Origin of the sequence: Corynebacterium tuscaniense (genome assembly GCF_008693065.1) — a bacterium.
GTDB lineage: Bacteria > Actinomycetota > Actinomycetes > Mycobacteriales > Mycobacteriaceae > Corynebacterium > Corynebacterium tuscaniense.
Map to the genome: position 1 here is coordinate 1 of NZ_VXKH01000054.1, position 10,606 is coordinate 10,606.

A 10,606-nucleotide genomic window follows, 5' to 3' on the forward strand; every position below is an offset into this window, starting at 1 on the left:
GCATCGACGCTGCCGAGCACGCCGACATCATCGAAGACGCGCTGGCGTATATCCCGCCCATGTTCTCCGACGTGCTGCAGCGTGAGTACGAGCAGGCGGCGGCAGGGATGACCCAGCCGAGCACTCGCGCTGTTCGATCCGCGCTGAAATGCTTCACCACGCCGCGCTTGCGAGACACGCTGCTTGCAGCGCTGCTCGATGACCCGCAGGCGGGCCTTGCGTTTATAGAGAAGGTTATGCGTGCCGTCCCGACCAGCTGGCCAGGGATGCGCTCGCAGCTCACGGCCACTGTTGCCGTGCTCGCGCACGCCACAGGCCAGCCGGGGCTGGCTGGCGTGGCTGCGCAGCGAGCCACCGAGATCGGGCCAGACGAGAACTTCCCGTCTCTGGTGGCCAAGCTGACCGACATCGGCCAAGGCGAGCGGATGGTTGAACTCGTTCGCGAGGGCGCTGAGAAGACCCGAACGATCTTGTTCGCCGAGTAATCCCACACACCCCGTTGCAGCGATGCAACGGGGTTTCTATTTCTCGTCGGCCGTGGCTTGCGACGACAGACACCTCAACGAGGCAAGGGAGCGACCCCTAGACAGCAGAGCTGTCTCCAACAGACGGATTGACCACCAATCCGAACAAGGAGGCACCTGATGCGCGACTTCATCCACACCGACCTGGAACTGCTCTACCAGCTCGCCGACGGCATCGACGGCGAGGACGCCGATCCGGGCGCAACACAAGAACTGCGCGACCTAGAGGCGGCAGGCACACCGCTGCCCTGGGCAGTGCTGTAGCGACAGCGCAACCACCCCGCAGCAGCAAAGCCGCTGCTTAAGTACCCAAATTGCACGGCAAATCACACCCACTCAGATAAGGAGAACCATCATGTCCAACCCCTTCAACAACGGCACCATCGTCGGCAACGCAGCTCGCGCACCGAAGCTGTTCGAGCACGCAAACGGCGGTGCGACGGTGAAGCTCAGCGTCTATGCGCGCAACACCTTCAAGAACAAGACCACCGGCAAGGTCGAGTCCGAGATTGTCGAACTCACTGGCTACGTGGCTGACGCCAAGAACCTCGGCGTCTTCGGATGCATCGGCGCTGGTGATCGCGTTGCAGTGAGCTACTCGCTGAAGACTGACAACTACACCGATAAGGACGGCAACAAGCACTATCCGCTGGTAGCGCGCATCGACACTGTGCAGCTGATCGACTCCAAGAAGGAGTCTGAGGCACGAGCAGCACGCCGCGAGAACAGCGCAGATAACGCTGCTGCTAATGACTCTGAAGAAGTGCCGTTCTAGTTGCAACAACACCCCGCAGGGAAACCTGCGGGGTTATTTTTTCAGCACAGACCACGCATAACGCCGTCGCCGTCCAGTACGGGAGCGCTGATACTCCTGCTCCAGACGCTCTGTCTCTACACAGTGCATTACATGAGCCATTACATGCGCTGTTTTACTGCACTGTGTACTAGCCATTCCATTACGCACTACGCTGGCGCACTTCAAGTTCATTGAAATCTTCTCAGACATTAGTGGTTCTCCTTCAAGTGAAGAATGCTTTAACTGGCCCCACCTTACCGGCATTCCTCTCAAACTTGGCCTCTGTTCGCTATGAGCGTTGGGGCACAGCGCCTAAGGCGCATACGGAAGCTGGGTTAACATTTACTCATGTCTGTTTCTGAGCTGTCCACCAGTACCCAGAACTATTTGAAAGCTATCTGGGGGCTAAAGGAATGGTCATCCGAGCCCGTTACCGCCACACTTATAGCGAAACAGCTGGGACTCAAGCTCTCCTCGGTCTCCGATGCAGTGCGCAAAATGTCGAAGCAAGGGCTCGTGTCACACACGCCCTATGGCTCTGTGGAGTTAACCGAACTTGGCAGGCAGTACGCATTGGTCATGGTGCGCCGCCACCGATTGCTTGAGTCTTTTTTGGTTCAAGCATTGGATTATACGTGGGACGAGGTCCATGATGAAGCCGAAAATCTTGAACACGCGGTGTCTGACATGCTCATAGAGCGCGTGGATAAGTTCCTCAATTACCCCACTAGGGATCCACACGGCGACCCTATCCCTACGGTTGATGGACAGGTCACTATCCCCAGTGCGCACCGTCTCACCGACAGCGGCGCACAACCGCAGGTGACCGTGGAACGCATTTCTGATTCCGACCCACAACTGCTGGCCTTCCTCAAAGAGCAAGGCATCGTCATTGGGGCTGTTCTTACCACGCGCGAAGGAACGCCCTTTTCAGAATCGCTCGAAGTACAGGTAGCCGACAGTACTCAGTGGGTAGTACTTGGGCGCCCAGCTACGGACGCAGTGTTTGTAGCACACCACAGCCTGTAGTCTTTCCCTTTCTCATTAATCCTGTCCCTACCTGCCCTTTTAAAAACTACGGTGCGGCGTAGTTTGCAACTACGGTAGTACGTAGTTAATCTTTTCGATCATCACCTATCCCACTTATGGCTAAGGCCAGGATGAGCAGGATTGTCATGTCAGACTCACCAGATTTGGTGTACTTTTCTAGCGTTTCTGAAAACACAAAAAGATTCGTCGAACGCTTAGATAGACCCGCAGTGCGCATTCCACTGCGGCCCAAGAAAACCGGAATGATCCAGGTTTCACACCCGTACGTACTCATCGTTCCAACCTACGGCGGTGGCTCGCTCAAACGCGCAGTCCCCAAACAGGTCATCGACTTCCTCAATGACCCAATCAACCGTTCCTTTATCCGGGGCGTGATTACCTCAGGCAATACCAACTTCGGAAGCGCTTACTGCGTCGCCGGCCGCATCATTTCCGCTAAGTGCCACGTTCCAGAGCTGTATCACTTCGAGCTACTCGGCACGCAGAAGGACGTTGCCGCTGTAAAGCAGGGCCTTCACAAGTTTTGGGAGCAGCAAAGCAACTAACAATTACACCCCATTGATTTCCAACAAAATGAAGACCACATCCGCAACACACAGATTGGAAACCACAATGCCGCCACTTAAGGCCACCCCCACACAGCCCATTGGCCCTACGCCCCGCACCGCTTCAGCAGACGATGCCGGCGGTGTCGGTAAGCGCAAGAGCTACCATGCACTCAACGCGCAGCTGAACCTATTCGACGATTCGGGAAGAATCCAGTTCGACAAGGACATTGAGGCAACACAAGACTTTTTAGCGCACCATGTCACTCCCCGCATGCATCAGTTTGAATCCACCAAGCAGCGCTTGGAGTGGTTGGTTGATAACGAATACTACGAGCGGGAATTCCTTGAGCTTTATGATGACGATTTTCTGTGCACTATGTACGACAGAGCCCACCGAGCCAAGCATCAGTTCCGCACTTTCCTCGGCGCATTTAAGTTCTTTACTTCATACGCACTGAAAACCTTTGATGGCTCGCGATTTCTGGAAGGCTACGAAGAACGCGTCGCCACCACAGCTTTGTACCTTGCACAGGGCGATGAAGAGCTTGCGGAGAAGCTGGTGGATGACATCATGACCGGACGCTTCCAGCCCGCCACCCCTACTTTTCTCAACGCAGGAAAAGCCCAGCGTGGCGAAATGGTCTCCTGCTTCCTCCTTCGCATCGAAGACAATTTGGAAAGCATTGGCCGCAGCGTGAACTCTGCACTGCAGCTTTCAAAACGCGGCGGTGGTGTGGCCTTGTTACTGAGCAATCTGCGCGAATCCGGAGCCCCAATCAAAAAGATTGAGAACCAAGCTTCCGGCGTAGTCCCAGTCATGAAAATTCTGGAAGATAGCTTCAGCTATGCCAACCAATTGGGCGCTCGACAGGGCGCTGGAGCCGTCTACCTACATGCGCACCATCCAGATATTCTTCGTTTCCTGGATACCAAGCGGGAAAATGCCGATGAGAAAGTCCGCATTAAGACTCTTTCGCTGGGAGTTGTTATTCCAGATATAACCTTCCAGCTGGCCAAAGAGAACAAGGATATGCATCTTTTTAGCCCGTATGACATCGCTCGCGAGTACGGCGTAGCCATGTCTGACATGTCTATCACCGAGTATTACGACGAGCTGGTTTCCAATCCGCGAATTTCTCATACGACTATCAAGGCCCGCGAGTTTTTCACCACGCTGGCTGAGCTTCAGTTTGAATCTGGATACCCCTACATACTCTTTGAGGATACGGTCAACCGCGCTAATCCCCTCAAAGGACATATCAATATGTCCAATCTGTGTAGTGAGATCCTCCAGGTCAACACGCCATCCACCTACGGCGCCTCAGGTAACTACACCACCGTTGGCCAGGACATTTCCTGCAATCTAGGGTCGCTCAACATCGCTAAAGCTTTTGAATCACCGGACTTTGGGGAAACTGTTGAAACCGCGGTGCGCGCTCTCACGAAGGTCTCAGACCTAACAAATATCGAAGCTGTTCCTTCCATCGCTCACGGTAATGCATCCATGCATGCCATCGGGTTGGGCCAAATGAATCTCCACGGTTTCCTGGCTTCCAAGCGTATTCCTTATGGCTGCGCCGAAGCACTGGACTTTACAAATATCTATTTCCTGACCGTGACCTATCATGCGCTCCGTGCATCCCATGCGCTAGCGGTTGAGAAAGGTCAACGATTCACTGGCTTTGAAGAATCCACCTATGCCACTGGCGTCTACTTCGACAAGTACATCGACCAAGACTGGGCGCCGGCCACTGACCACGTAAAACAGCTATTCCATGAGGCTGGCGTGCAGATTCCTCAACGCGAGGATTGGCTATGGCTCAAGAACCAAGTGATGCAAGACGGCATCTACAACGCCTACTTGCAGGCAGTTCCACCCACTGGATCAATTTCCTACATCAATGACTCCACCGCGTCCATACACCCGATTGCCTCCAAGATTGAAATACGCAAGGAAGGCCGCTTGGGGCGCGTGTACTACCCCGCACCGGAAATGACCAACGACAACTTGGAGTATTTCGATGACTCCTACACCGTGGGGTACAAAAAAATCATCGACACCTACGCTATGGCCACCCAACACGTGGACCAAGGGCTTTCCCTGACTTTGTTCTTCACCGCTGACACCACTACGCGGGACATCAACAAGGCACAAATCTATGCCTGGAAAGCCGGAATCAAGACCTTGTACTACATCCGTTTACGCCAACCTGCACTCCAGGGAACCGAGGTCGAAGGCTGCGTTTCCTGTGCTCTGTAGGAACACGGTCCTTCCTTCATTCACAACCATCCATCAAGAAAGAAAGAAGCTATGTCTTCAACATCAAACACTGCTGAGCTAACCAGCATCTCAGTTACGCCGCCAAGTTACCGGCATGACCCTTCAGCCCGCATCCGCGCCATCAATTGGAATCGGGTGAGCGATGAGAAGGATCTTGAAGTGTGGAACCGCCTCACCGCCAACTTTTGGTTGCCAGAAAAGGTTCCACTTTCAAACGATCTCCCGGCGTGGCAGAGGATGACACCGGAGGAACGCAACCTCACCATGCGGGTGTTCACGGGACTCACCACCCTGGACACCGTCCAGGCCACTGTGGGCGAAATCTGTCAGATCCAAGATGCCCGCACCGAGCACGAGGAGGCCGTGTATACCAACATCGCCTTCATGCAATCAGTCCATGCCCGTTCTTACTCTTCAGTGTTTTCTACTTTGAGCAGTACGAAAGAAATTGATAAGGCATACCGCTGGGCGGTGAATAATGACCTTCTCCAGGCACGCGCCAAAAAAGTGCTCACTCATTATTTTGGACCCGATCCACTCAAGCGCAAAGTGTCATCGACGCTGCTTTCCTCGCTGCTTCTCTACGCGGGTTTCTATCTTCCCCTGCATTTTTCCGTCCACGCCACCCTGACAAATACGGCAGACATGATTCGCCTCATTCTGCGTGACAAGGCAGTGCACGGTTACTACTCAGGCTACAAGTACCAGCGCGGACTGGAAACGTCTGCTCCACAACGGCAACAGGAGATGCATGATTTCACTATTTCCTTGCTCGAAGAGCTTTATGCCCTAGAGCTGGATTATTCCGGCGAGCTATATGAGCCGTTGGGGCTCATGGATGATGTAGCTGTATTCGTTCGCTATAACGCCAATAAGGCGCTCATGAATTTGGGCTACCCGGACTACTTCCCACCTGAAGAAACGGAAGTGAACCCGGAAATCCTCGCTGCCCTAGCACCTGGAGCAGATGAAAACCATGACTTCTTCTCCGGCTCCGGTTCCTCCTATGTCATTGGCACCGCTGAAGAAACGAGTGATGATGACTGGGATTTCTAAACCGTTTCCACGACCAGACCAAGGAAGCTGGCTTGAGACCATCGCGCTGTTTGAAGCCATCCGCGAAGGAAACCAACCAGCAGCCATGCGGCTTTTGGATACGTCCGCCGCACGGGAGGCCGTCCTCGGGGGACTGTTAGGACTCATCGAACTGTACTTCCGCCATGAAGAAGACAAAGTGGATAACTTTCTTACTGCCGCCCACGCCGCCGGGCCACCGCCTGCCTTTGGCTGCAAGCCTTTTCTCCCTTGATCGCACGTACCTACGCCCAACTAAGAAGAAAGGACTTCCTATGACCACCCCACGCATTAGTGTTATCGTCGGCAGCCTGCGCCGCGGCTCATTTGCGCGCAAGATTGCACACGAAGTGCTCACAATGATCCCTGAAAACTACCAGGCAGACATCGTTGAAATCCGTGACTTGCCGCTCTATGACTTCGACTACGATGACCCCTCGGTCACGGACAAGCCCATTCCAGCTGAGTACACCACTTTCCGCGACACCATCAAGAACTCGAGCGGCGTCCTCTTTGTTACCCCGGAAAATAACCGTACTATCCCTGCCTGTCTCAAGAATGCAGTGGACATCGGTTCCAAGCCCAACTCGGATGTGGCTTGGAAGAACCTTCCCGCAGGTATCATCAGTCACTCTGTAGGCCGCATGGGCGGCTACAGTTCACAGAAGAACCTCCGGCTCGCCCTGTCCTACTTCGATATGCCGCTTCCTGGTCAGCCCGAGGTATTCCTTGGCCAATCCCCCACCCTCTTCGAAGACTCCGGCCATCTCAATGAAGGCACCGCAGGCTTTGTCAAAGACTACGTTATACGCTTCCTGCAGTTGGTCGACATGACATTAACAGCCAAGCACAGCTAGCGATGTGATGTCTAGTGGCTTTTTGGACACGGAGTCCAGGAGGTTTTTGGACGGGATGTCTAGTGGCTTTTTGGACGGTTACGGCGGTGGAATAGCCGGATGGCTATTCCATTGCATAAGCGCAGAAAGATCGCAGATTTCGATCCAGTTCGTGACGGCAAGACGGTCACACAGTTTTGCAAAGAATTGGGGATCTCGCGACAGACGTACCACAACATCAAAAACCGGATAGCGCAGAAGGGCCGAGCAGGTATTGTGCCGGATTCGACTGCCCCGAAGAATCCGATTAAGAAATTTGACGAAGCCGACAAAAACGCAGTCATCCACGCCAGGCAACACTTGATGGAGCACGGCTTGGATTATGGCCCTTGGTCGATCTACTACTTCTTGTTCGACTCTATCGGTGCCGATCGGACCCCGTCGCGTTCCACCATCGCCTTGTGGCTACAAGAGCTTGGGTTTGTTGATGCCAATGCCCGCAAACGGCCGCGGAGTTCCTATAAGCGCTTCGCCCGCGATTTCGTTGGTGAACTCTGGCAGATCGACGGACTGGTCTATCGCCTCTTCGACCATGCGCACACGCTCGTGACGATTTACCAGATCATCGATGATGCCAGCAGATTTGATGTCGGAACCACAGCATTCGCTCTACCGGAAAACGGTACTGATGCGCGCGCTGCGCTCACCGCTGCATTCGCCGCCTACGGCAAACCTCAAGAAATCCTTTCTGACAATGGCGATGCGTTCGCCACCTACCACCGGGGTTTTCTCTCTGCTACTGAAACTTGGCTCGCCAGCCAAGGTGTACTTGCTATTGCTGGTTTCGCCCCGACAACCCAGGGAAAAGACGAGCGATCTCACCGTACGTTGACCCAGTTCCTCGATGCACGCCACCCAGTCAGCCTTGCTGAGGTCAACACATATCTGGCTGAATATCGCCAGGTTTACAACGAGCGACGACGCCACCAATCACTACTGGTCGGCAAGATGCACATCACACCACGCCAGGCTTTCGATACTTTCCCCAAGGCACCGTCGCCTACGCAACCACTTGATCCTGATCAGATCTGGGCCCGCGTAGTTGCCTATAACCAGGCGCACAATCCACAAGCTGTATCCGACATGCTAAACGGCCCCGCGGAAGCGGCAACTTCACACGAGGCCAACACCGATGACATGGCAGCTCAGCAAGGCATACCTCCCACCGATACCCCTACGTTAACGATGCCTACGACACATTCAACAAACTATTGGGGCATCCCAGACCAACTCTGTGTGAGCAAAGATGGCGTTGTACGCGTGTGCGGCTTCGGTCTCTACATTGGCCTGAGGTTTAAAAACCGCAGACTCTACTCCACGGTCACAGCCGATAACACTGCGGAGTTCTACACGGCCCATGACGGTGAATTCCTCTTCAGCGTGCCCCTGCCGATCACGTTGAGCCACCGGCCACCAGGTGGTCAGGTCAACATCAACCTCGTCGAAGGAATGAAACACCGCCAACCACCCCAGATGAACCCGAAACTATCCAAGCCCCGACCGAAACGCAGGCTACAACCATAAGCCGCTAGAAATGTCCAAGAACACCATGGATTCCGTGTCCAAAAAGACACCGGACTCCATGTCCAAAAACCCTATGGACATAACACGCTTAGGCGGGCTATGTGGTGCACTAGAGACATGATTCTGAATAATTCTAATTGGTTCTCAATGATCGTTTAGGGCGCGGAAATGCGAGGGTTAAGCGGCAAAAGTGTGTCTGGTTCAGCCTGGCGTGGGGGTTAGATCAGGCCTTTCATAAACAACCTGGGCTTTATGGGTTGGTGTGCTTAGCCAGGCCAGGGCCGTCGAAAGACGACAGCGGCGCGGTGCCGGGTGCTTCGAATCGACGGAAAAGACCACGCTAATTGCCCATCACGGATTCGCATCAGTAGGGTGAAAACATGTCGAAGAGCCAGGCGCAGCGTAGCGTGCCGCGCAACCCCCGCACACGCCGACGCTCACCCGGTTGGGTGCCCGACCAACACGGCGCCTGGTTTATGGTCACCGTCCCCGCTATCACCGGCGTCATTCTGGCGCCGTCGTGGACTGCGATTCCCCTGTTGCTGACCTGGTGGCTCGGCTATTTCACGTTTTTCGCCGGCAGCGTCTGGATCCGCTCGCGCTTCCGCGAACGCAACCGGCCCCCGGTCCTTGTCTACGGGTCGCTCGCCGCCATCGCGGGTGTGACAACGCTGATCTTCGACTGGCGGCTTCTCATGTGGGTCCCGGCGTTCGCGCCGTTGGTGGCCATAGCCGTATTCGAGGCATGGAAGCGGCGTCCGAGGTCGCTGTTGTCGGGCGTCTCCACTGTCGTAGCAGCCTGCCTCATCCTGCCGGTGGCCGCGTGGGCCGGGGGAGGCCTGGATGCGGAGGCGTGGGCCGCATTTGCCGTGTACCTGGCGTACTTCGTCGGCACTGTGCCCTACGTGAAGACGCTTATCCGTGAACGCGGCTCCAGGCCCTGGTTCATCGGGTCGGTGGGCTATCACGTCGTCGTGTTTGTCGCCGCCGTCGTCGCCGTGCTCGGCACCGGCGGGCATCCGTTCCACCCAGCGATCATCGTCGTGGCCGTCGTGTTGCTCGCGCGGGCGACGCTGATGCCGATCACCGGCGCACGTCGTGAGAAGCCATGGACGCCGAAGATCGTCGGACTTCTCGACGCCGTCATCACGGTGCTGGTGGTCATCGTCGTGCTGCTCTGAGGCTCCCCATTCGCTGCAGCGTCACTTTGGTGAGCAAATGATAGCGCTACCGGCCGCTGAACTGATTGAAGTTCCGATCGGGATGTAGTTGACGGTTCGACGAATGATCAAAGTATCGACGTACTTCACGGGATGGGGAGACGTGGCGTTCGCGCAGGCAGTAGCGGGTGGCGGCGGAGCTGCCCGCGGGGGAAGTTTTCCAAGCGAAAGCAGTTGGTTTCCACAGTAGGACGTGGTGCATGAACTGCCGGAATGTCCGTTTTTGCTTTGTGGTTTATCCCCGTACGCCACGTGTCTGTGTCCTTGGAGTGAGGGGGGTGGGGACCCATCTCCGGGATTTGCGAACCGGGTGAGGAGATTACGGCGACCGCACTGCGCGAGGTTAAAGAAGAGATTGGTCTTGATGGCCGCATCGAAGCGCTTCTCGGCGTGGGGCAGGTGGCCTCTGCGGCGCGACGACCAGCGCGGCGAGCGCCACAGGATCCTCCGCCAGTAACGCCGCAGGTCAGCAGGGGTAGTGTGGCGGCTTCATGCGCGCCCCTATGTCGCAGGGCCGCCGCAAGGATGACAAGAAGTAGCGCCCGAAAGCGGTCACCAGTGCGGTTGAGAGAGAGGGCAACATCCACGCCCTGCTTGGCGACGCCCCCTTGGTCACCCCCGGCGTCATCGGCTTCAATGTGCGTGGTCGGTAGGCAGGCCAGCGCGCTGGTGTAGTTTGGCGGCGCGCTCGGG

11 protein-coding genes and 1 pseudogene are annotated in these 10,606 nt (G+C 55.7%); all 12 read left to right on the forward strand.

The window, feature by feature from the left end; all coding sequences use genetic code 11:
• The coding region (locus F4V54_RS08740; RefSeq protein WP_150386891.1) for a DUF4192 family protein at positions 1-485 on the forward strand (485 nt) is incomplete at its 5' end.
• 159 nt (positions 486-644) lie between these two features.
• Positions 645-788, forward strand: coding sequence for a hypothetical protein (locus F4V54_RS11515; protein ID WP_170253140.1), 144 nt, complete (start codon positions 645-647; stop codon positions 786-788).
• A gap of 91 nt (positions 789-879) precedes the next feature.
• Entirely contained in the window at positions 880-1,299 is a 420-nt protein-coding gene (locus F4V54_RS08745; protein ID WP_150386892.1) for a single-stranded DNA-binding protein, read from the forward strand.
• 369 nt (positions 1,300-1,668) lie between these two features.
• A complete protein-coding gene (locus F4V54_RS11860; RefSeq protein WP_022862719.1) occupies positions 1,669-2,349 on the forward strand; it encodes a metal-dependent transcriptional regulator in 681 nt (226 codons plus the stop codon).
• Between the two features lie 146 nt (positions 2,350-2,495).
• Positions 2,496-2,915 carry a class Ib ribonucleoside-diphosphate reductase assembly flavoprotein NrdI gene (gene nrdI, locus F4V54_RS08755; protein ID WP_033399510.1) on the forward strand — a complete coding sequence of 140 codons (420 nt, stop codon included), beginning with the start codon at positions 2,496-2,498 and terminating at the stop codon, positions 2,913-2,915.
• 67 nt (positions 2,916-2,982) lie between these two features.
• Positions 2,983-5,178: a class 1b ribonucleoside-diphosphate reductase subunit alpha gene (gene nrdE, locus F4V54_RS08760; RefSeq protein WP_034666261.1), complete on the forward strand. Its 2,196-nt coding sequence runs from the start codon at positions 2,983-2,985 to the stop codon at positions 5,176-5,178.
• 51 nt (positions 5,179-5,229) lie between these two features.
• Positions 5,230-6,255, forward strand: a complete 1,026-nt coding sequence (gene nrdF, locus F4V54_RS08765; protein WP_150386893.1) for a class 1b ribonucleoside-diphosphate reductase subunit beta — start codon at positions 5,230-5,232, stop codon at positions 6,253-6,255.
• Positions 6,239-6,508 carry a hypothetical protein gene (locus tag F4V54_RS08770; RefSeq protein ID WP_034666257.1) on the forward strand — a complete coding sequence of 90 codons (270 nt, stop codon included), beginning with the start codon at positions 6,239-6,241 and terminating at the stop codon, positions 6,506-6,508. The genes nrdF and F4V54_RS08770 overlap by 17 nt, the downstream gene beginning before the upstream one ends.
• Positions 6,509-6,548: 40 nt before the next feature.
• Positions 6,549-7,130, forward strand: a complete 582-nt coding sequence (locus F4V54_RS08775; RefSeq protein WP_022862715.1) for an NADPH-dependent FMN reductase — start codon at positions 6,549-6,551, stop codon at positions 7,128-7,130.
• A gap of 99 nt (positions 7,131-7,229) precedes the next feature.
• Positions 7,230-8,693: an integrase core domain-containing protein gene (locus F4V54_RS08780; RefSeq protein WP_150386894.1), complete on the forward strand. Its 1,464-nt coding sequence runs from the start codon at positions 7,230-7,232 to the stop codon at positions 8,691-8,693.
• A 380-nt stretch (positions 8,694-9,073) separates the two neighbouring features.
• Positions 9,074-9,874: a YwiC-like family protein gene (locus tag F4V54_RS08785; RefSeq protein ID WP_150386895.1), complete on the forward strand. Its 801-nt coding sequence runs from the start codon at positions 9,074-9,076 to the stop codon at positions 9,872-9,874.
• A gap of 312 nt (positions 9,875-10,186) precedes the next feature.
• Positions 10,187-10,315: pseudogene (locus F4V54_RS08790) on the forward strand (NUDIX domain-containing protein); the annotation flags it as partial.
• Between the last annotated feature and the right edge of the window lie 291 nt (positions 10,316-10,606).